Here is a 20,761-nt window from a genome sequence, read left to right on the forward strand (position 1 = left end):
CGCCAGTTGTTCTCACTTCGAGTATTTCTCGATTCGAGAAGAACTTACCACCCGGCACCGACAGCGTCCACCCCGTTTCGCCGCCATGCCGCCCGTGGCACACTTCTGACGAGTCGTCAGGTAAGGGCGCGGAGGGGGCGGTCCGTGGCACGCGTACGGAAACCCGTGGTGGCGGGCTGGTTCACCGGTGGCGCCGGAGACACGGACGGCTTCCTGCTGCTCGGCACCCGGTGCCGTGACTGCGGCGCGGTGTTCTTCCCCCGCGAGGACCATGCCTGCCGCAACCCGGCCTGCGCGGGAACCGGGGAGGCGCTGGAGGAGGTCCCGCTGTCCCGGCGGGGCCGGGTCTGGTCGTACACCGACGCCCGCTACCGCCCGCCCGCTCCGTACGTCTCCGACCCCGGGCGCCCCTGGGAGCCGTACGCCCTGGTGGCGGTGGAACTGGCGGCGGAACGCATGATCGTGCTGGGGCAGGCCGAGCCCGGGACCGGCACGGCCGACCTGGCGGTGGGCATGGAGGTGGAACTGGTGCCCGGCGTGCTGTACGAGGACGCGGAGCACACCTGGACCACCTGGCACTGGCGTCCCGTGGGAGGCGGACGATGAGCCGGGACGTGGCCGTGCTCGGCGTCGGCATGCACCCCTGGGGCAAGTGGGGTCACCCCTTCACGCGATACGGGGTCGTAGCGGCGCGCGCCGCCCTCGCCGACGCCGGTCTGGACTGGCGGGACATCGGCCTGGTCGTGGGCGCCGGAACCGTGCGCGGCGGCTACCCCGGCTACGTCGCGGGGGCCACCTTCGCCCGGGCACTGGGCTGGCAGGGCGCCCGGGTGGCCAGTGTGTACGCCGCCTGCGCCTCCGGGGCCCAGGCCGTCGATGCCGCCCGGGCGCAGATCCTCGCCGGGATCGTGGACACGGCCCTGGTCGTCGGCGCCGACGCGGCGCCCAAGGGCTTCTTCGCGCCCGCCGGGGGCGACCGGCCAGACGATCCGGACTGGCTGCGCTTCCACGTGCTCGGCGCCACCAACCCCGCCTACTTCGGGCTGTACGCACGCCGCCGCATGGCCCTGCACGGCGACACGCCCGAGGACTTCGCCCAGGTCAAGGTGAAGAACGCGGCCGCCGGCGCCGCCAACCCGCTCGCCCGGTACCGGACGCCCGTCACGGCCGCCGAGATCGCCGCCTCCCCCGTCGTCGCCGACCCGCTGCGGCTGCTCGACATCTGCGCCACGTCCGACGGGGGCGCCGCCGTGGTCCTGTCGAGCCTGGACTTCGCCCGGCGCCGCGCGACAGCGGGCCCGGTGCGGATCCGCGCGGTGTCCACCGTCACCCCCGGCTATCCGCGAACCGTGCCCGACCTCCCCGACATCGCCACCGACTCCGCCCTCCCGGCCGATCCGCACACCCAGGTCACCGGCTTCCGGGCGGCCATCGCCCGAGCCGCGTACGAGGAGGCGGGCATCGGCCCGGAGGACCTGGACCTGGCGGAGGTCTACGACCTGTCGACGGCGCTGGAGCTGGACTGGTACGAGGACCTGGGTCTGTGTCCGCCGGGAGGGGCGGTCGAACTCCTGCGCGAGGGCACCACGTCGCTCGGGGGACGGATTCCGGTCAACCCCAGCGGCGGGCTCTCCTCCTTCGGGGAGGCGGTGCCCGCCCAGGCCCTCGCCCAGGTGTGCGAGTTGACCTGGCAGCTGCGCGGCCGGTCGGGGCCCCGCCAGGTCGACGGGGCCCGCGTGGGGGTGACGGCGAACCAAGGCCTGGTCGGGCACGGCTCGTCGGTGGTCGTAATCAGGTGATCTGTCCGATACCTTGACGCTCCATCACCCCGGGACAACACTTCCGGGTGGCCCGGAAGCCGGGTGGGAGGCGGGACTCTCCCCACCCGTGCCTCCGAGCGAACTCTCTGGCGGCGCATGGCCGACCCGTGCGCCTGCACGAAGGAGCCGTCATGTATTCCAACGGAGACGTCTTCGTCGGCGAGATCATCGGGACGGCGATCCTGATCCTTTTCGGTGCCGGCGTGGTGGCCGGGGTGCTGCTCCATCACTCGAAGGCTCGGGCGTCCGGGTGGATCGTCATCTCGTTCGGCTGGGGCTTCGCCGTCCTGGCCGGGGCGTACACCGCCGGCCCGCTGTCCGGCGGACAGCTCAACCCCGCCGTGACCTTCGGCGTCGCCATCAGTTCCGGCAAGTGGAACCAGGTGCCGTTCTACCTCGCCGGGCAGATCCTCGGCGCGATGCTGGGCGCCGTCCTGTGCTGGCTGGTGTACTACGGCCAGTTCGCGGCGAACGCCGCCGAGGAGACCCGCCAGCCGACGCTCGCCGTCTTCTCCACCATCCCGGAGATCCGCATCTGGTGGCAGAATCTGATCACCGAGACCATCGCCACCATGGGTCTCGTCCTGCCGATCCTGGCCTTCGGCCTCAGCAAGGGTCTCGGCGAGACCGGCACCGGCACCCTGATCGTGGCGCTGCTCGTGACCGGCATCGGGCTGTCCCTGGGCGGCCCCACCGGCTACGCCATCAACCCGGCCCGCGACCTCGGGCCGCGCATCGTCCACTCCGTCCTGCCGATCCCGTTCAAGGGCACCTCGGACTGGGCCTACGCCTGGATCCCGGTGGCCGGCCCGCTGATCGGCGGCGCCCTGTCCGGTCTCATCTACAACGTAGCGTTCAAGTGAGGCGGTCATGACAGAAACGTCCGACCAGGCCACCCGATACGTGGCCGCCATCGACCAGGGCACGACCTCGAGCCGCTGCATCATCTTCGACTCCGACGGGTCGATCGTGGCGCTCGACCAGCGCGAGCACCGCCAGATCTTCCCCAAGCCTGGCTGGGTGGAGCACGACGCCACCGAGATCTGGTCCAAGGTGCAGGCCGTGGTGGCGGGCGCGCTCGCCAAGGCCCGGCTGCGCGCGGACCAGCTCAGCGCGCTCGGTATCACCAACCAGCGCGAGACCACCGTGCTGTGGGACCGCACCACCGGACGCCCGGTGCACAACGCGATCGTGTGGCAGGACACCCGCACCGCCGCCCTGTGCGCGCAGCTCGGCGGCCAGGACGGCCAGGACCGCTTCCGCGAGTCCACCGGGCTGCCGCTGGCCAGCTACTTCTCCGGGCCGAAGGCGGCATGGCTGCTGGACAACGTACCGGGGCTGCGCCGCCGCGCGGAGAACGGCGAGATCGCCTTCGGCACCATCGACTCCTGGCTGATCTGGAACCTCACCGGCGGCACGGAGGGCGGCGTCCACGTCACGGACGTCACCAACGCCAGCCGCACGATGCTGATGAACCTGGAGTCGCTGGAGTGGGACCCGGCGATCCTCGCCGCGATGAACGTCCCCGAGGCGGTCCTGCCGGAGATCCGCTCCTCCTCCGAGGTGTACGGCACGGCGGTCGGCCAGCTCGGCGGCGTGCCGGTGGCCTCGGCACTCGGCGACCAGCAGGCGGCCGTCTTCGGCCAGGCCTGCTACGAGACGGGCGACGCCAAGAACACCTACGGCACCGGCAGCTTCCTGCTGCTCAACACCGGGAACAGGCCGGTCCCGTCGAAGAACGGCCTGCTCACCACGATGGGCTACCGGCTGGGCGGGGAGGCCCCGGTCTACTGCCTGGAGGGGTCGATCGCCATCACGGGCGCCCTGGTGCAGTGGTTCCGCGACAGCCTCGGCATCATCAAGTCGGCGGACGAGATCGAGGCGCTGGCGGCGAGCGTGCCGGACAACGGCGGCGCGTACATCGTGCCGGCCTTCTCCGGGCTCTTCGCCCCCTACTGGCGCTCCGACGCCCGCGGCGTGATCACCGGTCTCACCCGGTACGTCACCAAGGCGCACCTCGCGCGGGCCGTGCTCGAGGCGACCAGCTGGCAGACCCGCGAGGTGGTCGACGCGATGTACCAGGACTCCGGCGTGCACATCACCGGGCTCAAGGTCGACGGCGGCATGACGGCCAACAATCTGCTGATGCAGCATCAGGCCGACGTCCTGGGCGTCCCGGTGGTGCGGCCGCGGATCTCGGAGACCACGGCGCTGGGCGCGGCCTACGCCGCGGGGCTCGCCACCGGTGTGTGGGACGGCCTGGACACGCTGAAGGCGCACTGGCAGAAGGACGCCGAGTGGCAGCCCCGGATGGACGAGAAGACCCGTGAGAAGGGGTACCGCCGCTGGAAGAAGGCGGTCGAGCGGAGCTTCGGCTGGCAGGACGAGGACGAGGAGGAGGGCCCCGGGCCGGCGGCCGAGGGCTGATCGGCCCGCGCCGTCCCCGCCCGCGCCGCGCGGCTCAGTTGGCGGCGGCCGCCCGCCGGTCGCCCGCCACCTGGGCCGCGTGCTCGACCACGGTGATGAGCACCTTCTTCGCCGAGGCGCGGTCCCGCGCGTCGCACATCACCAGTGGCACCTCGTTGTCGAGGTCGAGCGCGTCGCGCACGACCTCGGCGGCGTGCCGCTCGGCCCCGTCGAAGACGTTGACGGCCACCGCGAAGGGGATGCCGCGGCGTTCGAAGTAGTCGACCGCGGAGAAGCAGTCCTCCAGGCGCCGGGTGTCCGCGAGGACGACCGCGCCGAGCGCGCCCTGCGCCAGCTCGTCCCACAGGAACCAGAAGCGGTCCTGGCCGGGCGTGCCGAACAGGTACAGCACGAGGTCGTCGCGGAGGGTGATCCGGCCGAAGTCCATGGCCACGGTGGTGGTCCGCTTGGCCTCGACGCCGGCGGTGTCGTCGACCGGGCGCCCGACTTCGCTGAGCGTCTCCTCGGTGCGCAACGGCCGGATCTCGCTGACCGCGCCGACGAGCGTGGTCTTGCCCACACCGAAGCCGCCTGCCACCAGGATCTTCAGCGTGACGGGCTCGACGACGGAAAGACGGCGTTCAGAGCGTCCGAAGGCCATCGCTCACTCCTCCGGTCGTGCCGTTTACACAGGTCAGAGGCATCCTGGGTCCTAAGGACTGCATCGGGCGATCAGCTGTGGCAGTGGAACATTACTACGATCCGACCCCACAACTACCAGCGGTCCGCGAGGCGTTACACGCCCGGCAACCGACCCGGCGCTCCCGCACCCCTTCCTGGCGGGCCCTCAACCCCTGCCCGGGGCTCCGCGGGCGCCGGGCCGCGCGGTCCCCGCCGGAGGGGTAGACGCCTCCCCCGGCGAGCGGCCGGCGCCGGACGCGCACGGCGAACCGGACGCGCGACGGGCCTCGCTGGGTCCGCGTCCTGGCGACAGCGACGCTCGCCGCCGGGGAGTTGCTGCGCGGCGCGGCGACGCAGGACCTGCGCCGGGGACCGGGCGGGCGGACGACCGGCCTCGGCGACGACCAGTGCCGCGCCGGTCGGCCTTCGCCCCGTCATGTGGCGACATCCGCCTGCCTCAGGTCGCCGCCCGGGCCGGCGTGGCCTGACCGGCGACCACCCGAACGTCCCGTCCTCAGCCCGCGGTCCTGGTCTTGATGAGCGGCGCGTCCCGCGTGAGCTCCCGGAACCCGGCGCCGTAGTACAGCCCGCGCGCCTGGGGGATGCCCCGGCGCGCCGGGCAGGCGACCGTCATGTGAGTGGCCCCGGCCGCCCGCGCCACCGTTTTCCGGGGTCGCCGATCGCGGCGGTCACCCGACGTGGACCGCCGAGCGGGTCGACGGGCTCAGAGCGCGCGCAGGCCGTCGATCACGTCGCGCAGCAGCCCGGCGTCGGGCAGCTCCGCGGGCGGGACGGGCCGGGTGACGTGCACCAGCCCGGCCTCCAGGACGTCGCCGATCAGCACTCGGACGACGCCCACGGGCAGGTCGAGGTCGGCCGCCAGCTCGGCGACCGACATCGGCTGCTCCCGGCAGAGCTCGACGATGTCGAGGTGCTCGGGCGACAGGGTGCGGTCGGCGTCGGCGTCCGCGTCCGCGCTGCGGGACTCGGCGATCACCAGGGCGATCAGGTCGAGCCGGCCTTCCGCGGCGTGGCTGGTACGGCCGCGCGTCATGGCGTAGGGCCGCACCACGGGCCCGGCGTCGTCGTCGTACCAGCGGTCCGCTTCGGAAGTCATGACGCCCTCGTCACACCGCCCGCGCCGCGTCGTCGTCGGTCCGCGGGGTGGTCGCCAGGTGGACGCCGACCCGCTTCACCAGCAGCGCCATCTCGTAGGCGACCTGGCCCACGTCGGAGTCGGCGTCGGCGAGCACGGCGAGGCAGCTGCCGTCCCCGGCGGCGGTGACGAACAGGAAGGCCTCGTCCAGCTCCACGAGGGTCTGCCGGACCTTGCCGGCCTCGAAGTGCCGCCCGACGCCCTTGGCGAGGCTGTGGAAGCCGGAGGCGACGGCGGCGAGGTGCTCGGCGTCCTCCCGGGTCAGGCCCTCGGACGCGCCCGTGGCCAGGCCGTCGCTCGAGAGCACCAGCGCCTTGCGGATGCTGGCCACGCGGCCGACCAGTTCGTCGAGAAGCCAGCTGAGCTCGCGAGTCGGGCTCGATGGTGCCGTCATGGACCGTTCCCCTCCGTGGTGGATCTGGTTGCGCTGTCTCCCCCTCGTTCCGCCGGGGGGACCCCCGTGCGGTCGGCGGGGTGAAGGTCATCGGTGCCGCCGGCGCCTTCGCGGTCGTCGGGTTCGTCAATGGTGTCCGCGCGGCCGCGCATCCATCCCCGCTGCAGGGAGGCCATGCGGTCGCGCACCTCCTCGGGCGAGCGCTCGCGCCCGCCGTCGTCGCCCGCGCGCCCCGTGGCGGCCGTGCGGGTCCCGGTGGTGGAGTCGGTGCGCAGCTGCGGGGCGAGGCTGGCCTGGCGGACCCGGCGGGGCAGCAGGACCGCCGTGGCGGGCTCCTCCGGCGCGGGATCGGCGGGACGGGGGGCCTCGCTCACCGGGCGGCCGTTCTCGGCGACCAGGACCGGGGCACGGCGGCGGCGCGGGAGCACCGTGGGCCCGGGGGCCGGGGCGGGCGCTGCCGGCGGGGCCTCGCTGCGGGCCGGGGGCAGCGCCAGGGGCTCACCGGGCTCGGTGACGTGCGGCCGGTGCTCGCGCGGTTCGTCGTGCGGCTCCGGGGTCAGGCCCCACTGCCGGAAACTGTGCTCGGTGGCGGCCGACATGGGGGTGGGGCGCGGCTCGTCCGGTCCGTGCGGCGCCTCGACGTCCTCGTCCGCCTCGCCGTACGGCGCGTCCGCGTCCTCGCCGGCCTCGGTGAGGAGCGTCGCCGGGACGAGGACGACGGCCGTGGTGCCGCCGTACGGGGACTGGCGCAGCGAGACGCGGACGCCCTGGCGCCGGGCGAGCCGGCTGACCACGAAGAGGCCGAGCCGGTCGGTGTCGGAGAGCTCGAACTCGGGGGTCTCGGCGAGCCGGAGGTTCGCCTCGAGCATCGCGTCGGGGGTGAGGCCGAGGCCGCGGTCGTCGATCTCGAGGACGAAGCCGTTGGCGACGGACTCGCCGTGCACCTGGACTCTGGTGTGCGGGGGCGAGAACACGGTGGCGTTCTCGATGAGTTCGGCGACGAGGTGGGTGAGGTCGGCGACGGCCTGGCCGGTGACGGCGAGCCGCGGGAGCCGGCGCACGTCGACCCGCTCGTAGTCCTCGACCTCGGCGACGGCCGCCCGGACGACGTCCATCAGCTGCACCGGCTTGCGCCACTGCCGGGACGGCACGGCGCCGGAGAGGATCACCAGGCCCTCGGCGTGCCGGCGCATGCGGGTGGTCATGTGGTCGAGTCGGAACAGGTCGGCGAGTTCCTGCGGGTCCTCGGTGCGGCGCTCCATGGCGTCCAGCAGGGTGAGCTGCCGGTGCAGCAGCACCTGGCTGCGGCGGGCGAGGTTGACGAAGACCTCCGAGACGCCGCGGCGCATCTCGGACTGGCGCACGGCGGCCTCGACGGCCGCCCGCTGCAGGGTGTTGACGGCCTTGCCGACCTGGCCGACCTCGTCGTCGGGGTAGTCCAGGCGGGGCGCCTCGGTCTCGACGTCGACCTCCTCGCCGGCGGCGAGACGGCGCATGACGCGCGGCAGGCGGGTGCCGGATACCTCCTGCGCCTCCTTGCGAAGACGGGACAGGTCGCGGATGAGGCTGCGGCCGACGCGTATGGAGACGATGACGGAGGCGACGACCGCGATCAGACCGAGGCCGCCGGCGATCGCGGCGGTGGCGACCAGCCGCATCGCGATCGGCTCGGCACGCTTCTTGTGCAGGTCCCCGGCCCGCGTGCCCATGGTGTCGAGCCGGGCGAGGGCGGTGGCGGCGGTCGACTGCCAGGACGCCTTGTCGGCGGCCCGCGGGGCGCCGGACGCGCCGGCGTCGATGACCGCGTCCTCGGCGGCGCGCAGGGCGCGGCCGGAGGGACCGCGCCAGTACTCCTCGTAGAGGGCACGCTCGTCCTGGGTGAGCAGACCGAGGTTGTCCGCGTAGTAGGCGCGCTGCTCGGCGACGGCGAAGCTGAACGAGCGCATCTCGTCCCGGCTCATGTGGCCCGCCGTGATGGCCGCCACCATGAGGGCGTCCTCCTGGCTGATCGCCTCGCGGGCGCGGGTGATCTGGATCAGCGCGCGGCCCTGCTTGTCGATGGTGACGTTGTTCAGCGGGTTCAGCGAGTCGAGGAAGGCGTAGGCGGGGTGGAACAGGCCGCTGTAGGCGCCGAAGGCGTCGTTGCGGGTGATGGTCGCCTTGCTCACCTTGTCGCGCAGCGTTGACAGGCCGCCGAACTCCCGTACGACAAGGTCGAGTCGGTGCAGCGCGTCCGGGGTCAGCCGGTCCCGGTTGGCACCGGAGGCGGCGTTGGCGCGCAGCCGGGCGACGACTTCGTCCGTCTCGCGTTCGCGGGCCAGCAGGTTGCCGCGGGCGTCGGAGCGACGAGGATCGGCCAAGTAGAGCATGGCGGAACGACGTTCCTGCTGGAGCGCCTGGATGCTGTCCTCGACGGGGTAGCCGAGCTCGTTGACGGTCTGCTCGACACCGAAGAGACCCCAGACCTGACGCCCGCTCAGGGTCGCGGCGAAGGCCCAGATGGCCGTGAGGGACACGAGCGGAATGAGCAGCAGTGCCACGATCTTCCGCCGGATCGTCGTACCGCGAAAGCGCATGGCCTCCCCAACGTCAAACCCGGTCAAGGGCTGTCGTGTTCCGACTGCAAACGGCGCGAGCCTACTACTGCCGCATGACCAAGCAGAAAGCCCGCCTTCCACCCTTGCCCCGGGACGACCCGATTCGTACGGATGAACAGTGGCCCCGGCTGGCTGAAATGCAGCGCACAGGGAACCTGACGCCCCTGTCGTTCGTGTTTTCCAGGGGGAGGGGCGTTCCGGAATGCGGAGGGCATTCATCGGCGGAAACCGGGCAGCCACTCTGGAGTCGGACATCGGGGATCCGGCACCGCACCACCGGTATCCCGCAGGGGAGCAGATTTCATGGACGACCTCGTCGAGGACGCACTGGATCGCGACATTCCGCCGCGTAAGACCCGGCGGCCGTTGTGGGTCGAGGAGCCCGTGGGCCGGCCCCGCATGGCCGACCCGGTCCGCACGGCGGCCGTGCGCGCCGGGCTCATCGTCTCGTTGACCCTGATCGCCGCGGTGATCGCCATGCTCGCGGCGGCCGGGAAGTCCTGGCTCGCCGCCCCGGCGACACTCACCGCCATAGCCTGCACCGTCGTCGCCACCTGGGCGGTGCTGGACGTGTGGATCACCCGTCAGGTGTGGAACCAGCGCAACGGCGTGGTGTCCAGCCCGAGCAGCGCGGCGCGCGCGCTGCGCCGCGAGCGCCGGCGGGAGCGCCGCCGGGCCCGCGCCGAGGCACGCGGCGCCGCACGGCGCCGCCGTCTGTCCGGCAGCGGCGCCCGTACGGCCTGAGGGGCCGGGGCCCGTACGGCCCGGGGCGTAGGGGCCGGACCTGCGACCCGGGCCCGGCGGTCAGCCGCCCTGCGGGGCGGGCTGGTCCGCGGGGCGGCGGAACATGCGCGTCGCCGTGATCTCGCCGTGCACCGGCTCGGACTCCGGGTCCCGGACCGGGAGTCCGGGCCGCAGGTGCTCCTCGACGCTGATGTACTTCAGGCCCGCCCGCAGGTCCGCGTCGTTGCGCAGCCGTACGACCAGCGGGAACTCGGCGAGTGCCGTCGTGTCGAACAGGCCCGTGGTGTAGATCAGCTGGACGCCCAGCGCGTCGGCGACGGCGCGCTGCAGCTCCAGCAGATAGGTGGCGTTGGCGCGGCCGATCGGGTTGTCGAGGAAGAGCGTGCCCGCGTGCCGGTGCCGGTCGCGGCCGCGGTCGTTGCTGCGCAGCGCCGCCATCGTGCAGTAGAGCGCGATGGCCGCGGTGAGCAACTGCCCGCCGGAGAAGACGTCGCCCATCTGCCCGACGGGGACCCGCTCGGCGCGCAGCACGGCGTCCGGCTTGAGGATCTCCACGGCGATGCCCTTGGGCTCCAGGCCGGCCGCGACGCCGCGCAGCAGCAGCGACATGCCGTCCCGGCGCAGGTCTGAGTTCTTGCGGACGGCCGCCCGGGTCGCCTCGTCGATCACCGCACCGAGCCGTTCGTTGAGCGCCGAGTGGTCCGGGTCCTCGAAGCGGATGCGCAGGAACTCCTGGCCCGACCACTCCCCCAGTCCCTCGGGGAGGCGGGACAGCCGCTGCGCGGACCGCAGGGTGGTCAGTGAGGACTCCACCAGGCCGCGCAGCCGGTCGACGATGCTGTCACGGTTGCGTTCCAGCTGCTCCAGCTCGTCGGTCAGGACACGCAGCCGCGGCGCGAAGGCGGTGTGCCAGGCCGCCGCGTGCTCGGGCAGCGCGGACGCGGGCAGCTCGCGGATCTGCTGCCGGGCCGGGGTCCGCACCTGCTCGTAGCGGGCCGCGTTGGCGTGCCGCACGAGGACGTCGCAGGCCTCGCGCAGCTGGGACTCCGCGGCCGACAGGTCGGCGGCGCAGCCGCGCAGGCTGCGGCGGGCCTCGGCGGCGGCCGTTCTGGCCTCCTCCAGGGAGCCGGAGTGCGGCTCGGGCTCCTCCTCGCCGTCCTCGGGCTGCCGGTCGCCGTCCCGGAGCAGGTCCCGCAGCAGGGCGGCGAGCTCGTCGAAGCCGGTCGCCGCGTCCTCGGCGGCGCGGTGGGCCCGCACGAGGGCGCCGTGGCCGTCACGGGCGCCGGTGAGCGCGTCGGTGCGGGCCGCGAGTTCGGCGTTGGCCCCGCGCAGCAGCTCCTGGGCGTGCTCGGCGTCGCGGGGCACCAGCCCCTCGGGGAGCCCGGTGTGCGCCTCGCCGTCCGCGGGCGCGTGCCGCTCGGCCTCTCCGCGGAGCCGGCCGAGGTGCTCACTGGCCGTGGAGGCACGGGAGTCGAGGGTCGCCACCAGCTGTTCGGCGCGGGCCGCCGCGGCCTGGCGGGCCGGGCCGTCGGCGCCGTCCGGGCCCTCCAGCAGCTGCGCCGCGCGGGTGCGCACCTTGTTGGTGAGGCGCTCCAGTTCGGAGAGCGCGGACTGCTCGGTGCTCTCCGCACGGGCCTGCTCGGCCCGCAGGTCGGCGCCGACGCCCACCTTCTCGTACACCTGGGAGGCCGCGCGGTACGCCTCGCGGAGTGCGGGCAGCGAACCGGTCGGCTCCTCGGCGCCGTTCTCGTCCTCCAGGGCCTCGTCGGGGGCGCCGGTGATCTCCGAGCGCTCGGCGCGCAGCACCCGGGCGGTGCGGCGGGCGTCGTCGGCGGCGCGCTGGGCGGCGCGGCGGTCCTCGTCGGCCGCGCGCGCGAGGGTCAGACAGGCCTCGGCGCGGGTCTCGGCCTCGGCGGCGTCCTCGGCCAGTTCGCTCGTCCTGCGCTGCCAGTTGGCCCGTTCCCGCAGCCGGAAGGCGAGACCGGCGAGCGCGTCGGCGGCCCGGCGGGCCTGCTGGGCCGTCTCCTGGCGCTCGTCACGCAGCGCGGTCGCCCCGGCGGCGGCCTCGTCGGTCTCCATCCGTACGGCGCGTGCCTCGGCGAGCTCCTCGCGCGCGGCGGCCGCCGTCTCCCGGGCGGTCTCCACGGCGGCGGCGAGCTCGGCGAGCCGGCCGCTCGGGCAGCCGGAACGCCACGAGGAGAGCCGGGCGGCCAGTGTGCGGTCCTCGGCCAGTCGGGCGGCGAGCCCGCGGATGTCCTCCTCGCGGGCGGTCGCGCGGGCGCGCAGCGCCTGACGCTCGCCGTCGGCGGCCTGTTCGTCGTGCATCGCCGGGTTCGGCGGGACGAGGAAGAGCTCGGGCTCGGAGCCGGCCGTGGGCGGCGGGGCGAGCAGCGCGGCGGACGTCCCGACCGCGACGGTCGACCGCGGCAGCAGTGCCGCCAGCGCCAGCACCTCGCGGGCGCGTGCATAGCTCTGGGGGTCGGTGACGACGACGCCGTCCACCAGTTCGGGGCGGGAGGCGAGCACGCCGGCGTGGTCGGCGGGGTCGACGGCCTGGGCCAGGTACCGCCAGCCGGGGAGCGCGGGAATGCCGTGCTCGCCCAGGTACTCGACGGTGGCGAGGACGTCGGGGCCGGGCGGCAGGAGGCCGCCGTCACCGAGTGCGGCCAGGATCCGGGCGTCGTCGGCGGCCGCGGTGCGCAGATCGAAGAGCTGCCGCTCGGCGGCGGCCACGGCGCCGTCCAGCATCTCCTGCAACGGCTCGGCGAAGGCGTCGAGTTCCGCGGCGGTCAGCGGGCCCTGCTCGGCGGGGCGGCGAGAGCCGGCCGGGCCGCGCCGCCCGGCCGCCGAGCTCTGCGCGGGAATGGCGGGACCGCGCTCCCCCGCGCCCTGCGTCGCCGGTGCGGGAGCGGCCGCCGCGGGCGTCTGCGCGGGCGGCAGGCTGAGGAGTTCGGCCAGCCGCGGCTCCGCCGCGAGGGCGTCCGCGACGCGTGACTCGGCGGCGTGGGCGGCCTCGGCCGCCGCGAGGGCGTCGGCTGCGCGGGCGGCGGACAGTTCGGCGCGCGATTCGGCGGCGGCGGCCTCCCTGGCGCGGTCACCGGCGCGGCGGGCGGCGTCACGGGCGGCCTCCGCGGCGGTCGCGGCGGCCTTCTCGGCGTCGGAGGCCTCCAGGGCGGCGCGGGCCGGGTCGGCGTCGGGGGCAGAGTCGTCGAGCCAGCCGGCACGGACCGCCTCGGCGGTCTCCTGCTCGACCTCGGTCAGCCGCTGCGCGAGGTGGCCGGACTCGCTGCGGGCGCGCTGCGCCTCGGTCGCGGCGGCGGTGGCGTCGCGATGGGCGGCCTCGGACTGCGCCTGGAGCTCCGCCGAGCGCTCCTCCTCCGCGTCCGCCCGCTCGTCGGCGGTGTCCGCGGCGGCCCGCAGGACGCGGACGAGGTCGCCGGCGGCCTTCGTACGGGCGGCGAGGGCGGGGGCGGCGTCCCGCTCCGCCTCGCGGATGGCGGCTGTGACCCTGGCGAGCCGGTCGGCGGCGGCGCGGTGCCGCAGCACGGTCTCCGCGGCCTGCCAGGCGGAATGCAGCGTACGGGCGTCGTTGAGCTCGCGGCGCAGTGCGGTGGCGCTCTTCTCGCCGGCTGCCAGGGCCAGCGAGGCGTGCCGGTAGGCGAGTTCGGCGGCGACGAGCGAGCTGCGGCCGCGGGCGGCCTCGGCGTCGGTGACGGTGTGGGCGGCGCGGGCCGTCTCCTGCGCCAGCTCCGCCGCGCGGCCCCGTTCCTCGCGGGCGCGGGCGGACAGCCGGCGGGCCAGGCCGCGGGTGCGGCGCTCGGACTGGGCGTGGACGCCGCGGGCCTGGTCACGGGCGGCGGTGGCGTCGACGATCCGGCCGAGGAGTTCGAGGGAGCCCGCGGTGAAGTCCCGCTCCGCGGTGAGCTCGGCGCGGCGGCCCAGCTTGCCGGCGAAACCGTGCACGAGGTCGGCGAGCCCGTCGGTGTCGCGGGTGTCGGTGACGGCGCGCAGCAGCAGGTCGGTGAAGTCGGAGTCCTTCTTCACCGCGAAGAGACCGGCCGCCTCACCCTCGTCGGCGTTCATCTCCCGCTGGTAGCGGAAGAGTTCGGGGTCCAGGCCGAGTTCGCCGAGGTGCTCGTTCCAGCGGTCGTGGATCTCCTCCCACATCACTTCCAGATGCGGGTAGAAGCGTCCGGCGTCGGTCAGGGCGTCGCGGAAGCCCTTCATCGTGCGGCGGCGGCCGCGCGCGCCCGAGGTGCCCTCGGCGGACGGCCGTACGGCGGTGGACTCGGCGACCGGCAGGGAGTCCAGGCCCAGGCCGGGACCGGGGCGGAAGGAGTACCAGGCCTCCGCGAACTTGCGGGGGTCGGAGGAGACCTGGCGTCCGCGCCACTCGCTGACCTTGCCGACGACGACCAGCTCGCCGGTGACCGTGTGCTGCCATTCCAGGGCGACGTGGCCGCAGTCGTCGGCCAGCAGGAACTTGCGGAGCACGCCGGAGCTGGCGCCGCCCAGGGTGTTGCGGTGACCGGGGAGCATGACCGAGAAGATCAGCTTGAGCAGGACCGACTTGCCGCCGCCGTTCTCCAGGAACAGCACCCCGGCCGGCGCCGGACGGCGCGGCGGCCCGGTCGGCTCGTCCTCGAAGAACTCCGCCTGCGCGGGGGCCGGTTGCGGCACAGGCTCGCCGACTCCGCGCAGGTCCAGCACGGTGTCTGCGTAGCGCGCACCGGCAGGCCCGATGGAGTAGAGGCGGACCCGGGACAGCTCGTACATGGAGGACTCTCGTCGTGGTGGTCTGTGGTCGGGGAGATCGCCGGGATCGGGCGGATCCCGCGGATCGGGCGGTTCAGGAGTGGAAGGGCAGGCCGGCACCGGCCACGAGGTCGAGGTCGCCCTCCTCCGGCGGCAGCAGCGCCGCCGTGTCGCCGGCCCGGGGCACGATGCCGAGGTCGAGGAGCTCGGCCATGGCTGCGCTGCCCGCCATGTCGCGCACCTGGAGCTGGTAGCGGGCGGTGGTGCGGTACGTGCCGCCCGACTCGTCGCCCGTGCGCTGCAGGAAGCCCGAGTCGACGAGGAAGGCGACGGCCTTGCCCACGATGCCGGTGGTCGAGCCCGCCAGGCGCCGGGCGTCCTTGGTGGCGCCGGTGGAGCTGCGGCGAACGTAGACCCGCCAGGCGGCCTCGAGACCGGGGGCGTCGCTGGCCGGGTCGGTGTTCTCGCCCTGCTCCTCGGCGCGTTCCTCCAGGCGGCGGCAGGCCTGGCGCAGGAAGCCGTCGATGCCGTTGACGGTGACCCGGCCGATGTACGCGTCGTCGGCGAGGTCCTCGGGGCGCGGGAAGGCCATGGCGGCGGTGGCGAGATGGGCCAGGCCGTGCAGGAAGCGGTCGCCCGCGTCGGAGGCGGCCCGGCGCGAGTAGTCGCCCATGCGGACGGCGAAGACCGAGTCCTCGGCGGCGGCCAGTGCCATGCCGGCCCTGGGCGAGACCTCCAGCACGACCAGGCCGAGACCTGCGGCGACCGCGTCGGCGAGACGCGAGAACGGCTGGTCCTCGCGGTAGCGGCGGATCAGCTCGGCGTACTCGGCGTCGCGGGCGGGCAGCAGCTTCGGCTGGAGCCCGAAGGAGACGAGGCGGGCGGCGTCCGCGGCGTCGGCGGGGGTGAGGGCCGCCGGGCCGGTGGCCGCTGCGGGCGGCTGCGCGCTCTCGCCGTCGCGGTGGTCGCTCACGGGGTCGTCTCCTCGGTACACATCATCGGTTCGCTCATGGTCACGCCACCTCCGACCGCTCCGCGGCCATGCCGGCGGCGTCCAGCCGGGCCGTGCCGACGATCAGGTCGGCGCCGCCGAACTCGGGGTCGTCCAGCCGGGTGCCGTCGTCCACGGCGAAGAGCAACCGCTCCTCGCCCTGGCGGTAGGCCGTGCCGACCGGCGGGCTGGCCGCGTGCACCGCCAGCAGGGCGACCAGGTAGGGCAGTTCCGGGTCGAGGCGGCGGGCCTCGGCGAGCAGTCCCGACAGCCGGCGCGGGGCGTCGTGGGGCAGGTCGAGCAGTTCGAGGGCGGTCTCGAGCTGCTCCTCGCTGAACCGGCTGTCGTCCGGGGTGGCGACCAGATCGGGCTCGGGCATCTCGGCGCCGAGGTGCTCGCGCTCCAGCGGCGGGGTGAGCAGGGCGTCCACGAGGTCCGTGACGCGCACCGAGGCGGGGGTGCGCAAGCCCGTGCCCCGGGCGAACCAGGCGTCGGTGACGCGGGTGGCCTGCTCGACGGGGAGCGGCAGAACCGGCGCGACCAGCTGCCCGTACAGGTCGAGCATGCCGACGAGGGCGCTGCCGCGCGGCGCGGCGAAGGCCTGCCGGTCCTGTTCGGCGCGGAAGATCGGGCCGGCCTCCAGCAGCCGGGACTGCAGCTGGGTGTGGCGGCGGATGCAGTCCTTGACGATGTCGACGAGCTCGGCGGCGCGCCGCTTGTGCTCCTGCTCCTCGGACTCGTCCCTGGCCTTGCGGATGTTGGTGAGGATGGCGTTCTCGTGCCGGTAGCGGTCGGCGACGTGGTCGAGCGCCTCGGCGATCATGTCGGGGACGGTGCGGAGCCAGTCGACGGCCCGGACGTTGCGGCGGGTGGCGTCCAGGGCGCGGCGCAGCGTCTCGGCGTACTGGACCGTGCGGTACCGGGCCTGTTCTGCGGCGAGCTGTGCGTCGGCGAGGCGGCCCCGGTTGATCAGCACCTCCAGCTTGACCTCGGCGGCGATCTGGGCGCTGGTGACGTCGGTGTCGAGGGCGCCGACGAGCACGTTGACGGCCTCGTCGGTGGTGCGCAGATACACCGTGCCGTCGCGCCCCGGGACCTCCTCGATCAGCTTGAAGTCGTAATCGCGGCGGACATATGCCCCGTCCGCGCCGAAAGTGCCGTAGACGGCGCGGAAGCCGCGGTCGACGCTGCCGACGTTGATCAGGTTCTCCAGGACCCAGCGGCCCACGCGCTCGTGCTCGGCGGCGGGACGGGCGGGGGCCTGGGCGGCGATGCGGGGCAGCAGGCGGGAGATTATCTGGTCGTGGTCGGCGCCGGTGTCGAAGTCCATGTTGAGCGTGACCAAGTCGATGGCGGCCAGGGCGACCTCCGCCATCGCGTACACCGAGTACTCGCCCGCGAGGTTGGCCTTGCGCGCGTCGAGGTCGTGCAGCGGCGCGGTGCAGGCCAGGGCCTTGAGCCGACGGGCCAGGCCCTCGTCGGCGGCCGGTCCCGGCGCGGGCCGGACACCGCCGCTGAGCTGGTGCGGAACGGTCGTGGTCACGACGCACAGACTAGGCGGTCGCACCGACAACGACCCAAACGGCACGGTCCGGGCGGGCCGGCGCCCGGAGCCCTCAGGCGCCGGCGGCCCCGTAGCCGCCCCCGCCCGGTGTCGCCACGACCAGGACGTCACCGGGACCCACGTCGGCCGAGTCGACCCCGCCGAGCGGGGTGACCGTGCCGTCGGCGCGCTCGATGCGGTTCTCGCCGACGGCGCCGGGTCCGCCGCCCGCCAGCCCGTACGGCGCGACCCGGCGGTGGCCGGACAGGAGGGCGACCGTCATGGGCTCCAGGAAGCGGATGCGCCGGACCGCGCCGCGCCCCCCGTGCCAGCGGCCCGCGCCGCCGCTGTCCTCGCGGATGGCGAAGCCGTCGACGCGGACGGGGTAGCGCCATTCGAGGATCTCGGGGTCGGTGAGCCGGGAGTTGGTCATGTGGGTCTGCACGGCGTCGGCGCCGTCGAAGCCGTCTCCGGCGCCGGAACCGCTGGCCACGGTCTCGTAGTACTGCACCCGTTCGTTGCCGAAGGTGACGTTGTTCATCGTGCCCGAGCCCTCGGCCTGCACGCGGAGCGCGGCGTAGAGGGCGCCGGTGACGGCCTGGGACGTCTCGACGTTTCCGGCGACGGTCGCGGCCGGGTACACGGGCGCCAGCATCGACCCCTCGGGGATGAGGACGTCCAGGGGCTTCAGGCAGCCGCTGTTGAGCGGGATGTCGTCGGCGACGAGGGTCCGGAAGACGTAGAGCACGGCCGCCATGACGACGGACTGCGGGGCGTTGAAGTTGCCTTCCTGCTGCGGCGAGGTGCCGGTGAAGTCCAGGACCGCGCTGCGCGCCTCGCGGTCGACGCGCACCGCGACGCGGATCACCGCTCCGTTGTCCGTCTCGTACGCGCAGTCGCCGTCGCTCAGGCCGGCGATGATGCGGCGGACGGACTCCTCGGCGTTGTCCTGCACGTGGCGCATGTAGGCGTGCACGACGTCGAGGCCGAACTGCCCGGTCATGCGGCGGAGCTCGGCGATGCCCTTCTCGTTGGCGGCGATCTGGGCGCGCAGGTCGGCGATGTTGGTGTCGGGGTCGCGCGAGGGGTACGGGGCGCCGGTGAGCAGGGCGCGGGTCTCCTCCTCGCGCAGGCGGCCGTCGCGGACCAGGAGCCAGTTGTCGAAGAGCACGCCCTCCTCGTGGACGGTGCGGCTGAAGGCGGGCATGGAGCCGGGCGTGAGGCCGCCGATCTCCGCGTGGTGGCCGCGCGAGGCGACAAGGAAGAGCAGCGACCGCCCCTCGTCGTCGAAGACGGGGGTGACGACGGTGACGTCGGGCAGGTGGGTGCCCCCGTGGTACGGATCGTTGACAGCGTAGGCGTCGCCAGGGCGCATGGCCCCCTCGTTCCGCCGCAGCACCTCCTTGATGGACTCGCCCATGGAGCCGAGGTGGACGGGGATGTGGGGGGCGTTGGCGATGAGGTTGCCCTCGGGGTCGAAGAGGGCGCAGGAGAAGTCCAGGCGCTCCTTGATGTTGACGGAGTGGGCGGTGTTCTCCAGGCGGACGCCCATCTGCTCGGCGATCGACATGAAGAGGTTGTTGAAGATCTCCAGCATCACGGGGTCGACGTCGGTCCCGACGGCGACCCGGCCGGGCCGCGGCCGCACCCGCGTGAGCAGCAGGTGGCCGTGCTCGCCCACCGCGGCCCGCCAGCCGGGGTCGACCACGGTCGTCGCGTCGGCCTCCGCGATGAGGGCGGGCCCGTCGACGGTGTCGCCGGGGCGCATCCCGTCCCTGCGGAAGAGGGGACTGCTCTTCTGCCGGCCCTCCGCGTACAGGGACACCTCGGCGGTGGGGCGCAGGCCGCCCTCGCGGGGCGGCAGCTCCACGAAGTGCCGTCCCGGGGGGCCCGCGGCGCCGATCGCCTCGACCGAGACGGCCTCGACGACCAGGGGCTTGTCCATGGTGAAGGCGTACCGCGTGCGGTGGGCCGCGGTGAACGCCTCGCGCATCGCGGCGACCGTCCCCATCGGCACCGGCAGGGCGGCGTCGGTGCCCGCGTAGCGCACATGGACGCGGGTGACGGTCCCGACGGTGGCGTCGGGGACTCCGTCCTCGCGCAGTTGCGCGCGGGCCAGGCCTTCGAGTTCGGCGCGGACCTCCCGCAGCCCCGGCAGGTTCTCCTCGGTGAGCCCGGTCTCCACGGACCGCTCGCGCATGGCCGTGGCGTCGGCGAGCCCGATCCCGTACGCGGACAGCACGCCCGCCAGCGGCGGCACGATGACGGTGTCGACGGACAGGGCGTCGGCGACCGCGCAGGCGTGCTGGCCGCCGGCTCCGCCGAAGCTGGTGAGGGCGTAGCGCGTGATGTCGTGACCGCGCTGCACGGAGATCCTCTTGACGGCGCTGGCCATGTTGAGGACGGCGATCTCCAGGAAGCCCGCGGCGACCTCCTCCGGGGTACGGCGGTCGCCGGTCGCGGCGGCCTCGTCCGCGAGCCGCGCGAAGCCGGCGCGGACGGCCTCGGTGTCCAGCGGCCGGTCGCCGTCCGGACCGAAGACGGCGGGGAAGTGCGCCGCCTGGACGCGTCCGAGCATCACATTGGCGTCGGTGACGGTGAGCGGGCCGCCCCTGCGGTAACAGGCCGGACCGGGGTCGGCGCCCGCGGAGTCGGGGCCGACGCGGTAGCGCTGCCCGTCGAAGTGGAGGACGGAGCCGCCGCCCGCCGCCACGGTGTGGATGTTCATCATCGGGGCCCGCATCCGCACGCCCGCCACCTCGGTGCCGAGGACGCGTTCCAGCTCGCCCGCCCAGTGCGATACGTCGGTGGACGTCCCGCCCATGTCGAAGCCGATGACGCGGTCGAAGCCCGCCTGCCGCGAGGTGCGCGCCATGCCGACCACTCCCCCGGCGGGTCCGGACAGGACGGCGTCCTTGCCCCGGAAGTGCCCGGCCTCGCGGAGCCCGCCGTTGGACTGCATGAACATCAGGCGGACGCCCCGCAGTTCGGCGGCCACCTCGTCCACGTAGCGGCGCAGGATCGGCGACAGGTAGGCGTCCACCACGGTGGTGTCGCCGCGCGGGACCAGTTTGATCAGCGGGCTCACCTCGTGCGAGCAGCTGATCTGGGTGAACCCGGCCTCGCGGGCCGCCCGGGCGACGGCCAGCTCGTGTGCGGGGTGGCGGTAGCCGTGCAGCAGGACCACGGCGACACTCGTGAGGCCGGCCCGGCGCGCGTCGCGCAGCGCCGCTCCGGCGGCGGCGAGGTCGGGGCGACGGACGACCTCGCCGTGTGCGTCGGTGCGTTCGGGGAGCTCGATGACGCGCTCGTAGAGCGCCTCGGGGAGGACGATCCTGCGGTCGAAGAGCCGGGGACGGTTCTGGTACGCGATGCGCAGCGCGTCGCGGAAGCCCTCGGTGACGACCAGGACGGTGGGCTCCCCCTTGCGTTCCAGCAGGGCGTTGGTGGCGACCGTGGTGCCCATCTTGACGGCGGAGATCCGATCGGCGGGGATCGGTTCGCCGGGGCCCAGTCCGAGCATCCGCCGGATCCCCTCGACGGGGGCGTCCCGGTAGCGCCCGGGATCGTGGGACAGCAGCTTGCAGGTCTCCAGGCGGCCGTCGGGCCGTCTGCCGACGACGTCCGTGAAGGTGCCGCCCCGGTCGATCCAGAACTCCCAGTGCCCGGTCACT

The 20,761-nt window shown here is 74.2% G+C and carries 13 protein-coding genes; 5 read left to right on the forward strand and 8 right to left on the reverse strand.

The features are described from left to right. Positions 1-165 precede the first annotated feature (165 nt). The 4 genes from ACWDAS_RS23935 to glpK all read left to right on the forward strand — a co-directional run bounded on the left by ACWDAS_RS23935 (position 166) and on the right by glpK (position 4,247). Entirely contained in the window at positions 166-606 is a 441-nt protein-coding gene (locus tag ACWDAS_RS23935; RefSeq protein WP_450394641.1) for a Zn-ribbon domain-containing OB-fold protein, read from the forward strand. After that, positions 603-1,799, forward strand: a complete 1,197-nt coding sequence (locus tag ACWDAS_RS23940; RefSeq protein ID WP_450394326.1) for a lipid-transfer protein — start codon at positions 603-605, stop codon at positions 1,797-1,799. The genes ACWDAS_RS23935 and ACWDAS_RS23940 overlap by 4 nt, the downstream gene beginning before the upstream one ends. Positions 1,800-1,951: 152 nt before the next feature. Next, positions 1,952-2,683, forward strand: a complete 732-nt coding sequence (locus ACWDAS_RS23945; RefSeq protein ID WP_450394328.1) for an MIP/aquaporin family protein — start codon at positions 1,952-1,954, stop codon at positions 2,681-2,683. 7 nt (positions 2,684-2,690) lie between these two features. Next, a complete protein-coding gene (glpK, locus tag ACWDAS_RS23950; protein ID WP_450394329.1) occupies positions 2,691-4,247 on the forward strand; it encodes a glycerol kinase GlpK in 1,557 nt (518 codons plus the stop codon). Positions 4,248-4,281: 34 nt separating this feature from the next. On the opposite strand, the gene ACWDAS_RS23955 is transcribed toward glpK, so the two are convergent. The 4 genes from ACWDAS_RS23955 to ACWDAS_RS23970 all read right to left on the reverse strand — a co-directional run bounded on the left by ACWDAS_RS23955 (position 4,282) and on the right by ACWDAS_RS23970 (position 9,033). Then, positions 4,282-4,887: a GTP-binding protein gene (locus ACWDAS_RS23955; protein WP_450394332.1), complete on the reverse strand. Its 606-nt coding sequence runs from the start codon at positions 4,885-4,887 to the stop codon at positions 4,282-4,284. Between the two features lie 744 nt (positions 4,888-5,631). Further along, a complete protein-coding gene (locus ACWDAS_RS23960; RefSeq protein WP_450394334.1) occupies positions 5,632-6,024 on the reverse strand; it encodes a DUF742 domain-containing protein in 393 nt (130 codons plus the stop codon). A gap of 10 nt (positions 6,025-6,034) precedes the next feature. Further along, positions 6,035-6,457 carry a roadblock/LC7 domain-containing protein gene (locus tag ACWDAS_RS23965; RefSeq protein WP_450394336.1) on the reverse strand — a complete coding sequence of 141 codons (423 nt, stop codon included), beginning with the start codon at positions 6,455-6,457 and terminating at the stop codon, positions 6,035-6,037. After that, complete coding sequence (locus ACWDAS_RS23970; protein WP_450394338.1) at positions 6,454-9,033, reverse strand: sensor histidine kinase; 2,580 nt, start codon at positions 9,031-9,033, stop codon at positions 6,454-6,456. Before ACWDAS_RS23970 ends, ACWDAS_RS23965 begins: the two co-directional genes overlap by 4 nt. Positions 9,034-9,357: 324 nt before the next feature. Here ACWDAS_RS23970 and ACWDAS_RS23975 point away from each other — a divergent pair, with 324 nt between their 5' ends. Then, entirely contained in the window at positions 9,358-9,798 is a 441-nt protein-coding gene (locus tag ACWDAS_RS23975; protein ID WP_450394340.1) for a hypothetical protein, read from the forward strand. 60 nt (positions 9,799-9,858) lie between these two features. Here the strand turns inward: ACWDAS_RS23975 and ACWDAS_RS23980 are convergent, their stop codons facing one another. The 4 genes from ACWDAS_RS23980 to ACWDAS_RS23995 form a co-directional block, all read right to left on the reverse strand. After that, entirely contained in the window at positions 9,859-14,574 is a 4,716-nt protein-coding gene (locus tag ACWDAS_RS23980) for a hypothetical protein (RefSeq protein ID WP_450394342.1), read from the reverse strand. Between the two features lie 73 nt (positions 14,575-14,647). Next, complete coding sequence (locus tag ACWDAS_RS23985) at positions 14,648-15,526, reverse strand: hypothetical protein (RefSeq protein ID WP_450394347.1); 879 nt, start codon at positions 15,524-15,526, stop codon at positions 14,648-14,650. A gap of 40 nt (positions 15,527-15,566) precedes the next feature. After that, a complete protein-coding gene (locus ACWDAS_RS23990) occupies positions 15,567-17,087 on the reverse strand; it encodes a hypothetical protein (protein ID WP_450394349.1) in 1,521 nt (506 codons plus the stop codon). A gap of 73 nt (positions 17,088-17,160) precedes the next feature. Further along, entirely contained in the window at positions 17,161-20,760 is a 3,600-nt protein-coding gene (locus tag ACWDAS_RS23995; RefSeq protein WP_450394351.1) for a hydantoinase B/oxoprolinase family protein, read from the reverse strand. Position 20,761 lies beyond the last annotated feature (1 nt).

Source organism: Streptomyces sp. NPDC001070 (assembly GCF_053598835.1).